Source organism: Streptomyces diastatochromogenes (assembly GCF_002242805.1).
GTDB lineage: Bacteria > Actinomycetota > Actinomycetes > Streptomycetales > Streptomycetaceae > Streptomyces > Streptomyces diastatochromogenes.
Genome location: NZ_MCGQ01000242.1, coordinates 1 through 253, shown reverse-complemented (window position 1 = coordinate 253; position 253 = coordinate 1). Strand labels below are relative to the sequence as shown.

The 253-nt window shown below is 71.1% G+C and carries 1 protein-coding gene; it reads left to right on the top strand.

Annotation, left to right across the window (positions count from 1 at the left end; translation table 11 throughout):
* On the top strand, positions 1 to 205 hold a 205-nt coding region (locus BEK98_RS47795), incomplete at its 5' end, for a hypothetical protein (protein WP_143684320.1).
* Positions 206 to 253 lie beyond the last annotated feature (48 nt).

Here is a 253-nt window from a genome sequence, read left to right as displayed (position 1 = left end):
GCTGAAGGCCGTCGCCGCCCCGAGGGCCGAGGCCGAGGTGGTCAAGCCCGCCCCGAAGCAGGCGCACACCAGCGCCGAGCTGGTGGAGATGCAGCTGGGCATCCAGGCCGACGCTCCGCTGTGCTTCTCCTGCGGTACGAAGATGCAGCGGGCCGGCTCCTGCTACATCTGCGAGGGCTGCGGCTCGACCAGCGGCTGCAGCTGATGACACAGGGTTGCTGAGGTAAGGGGCGCCGGCCATGGGTCGGCGCCC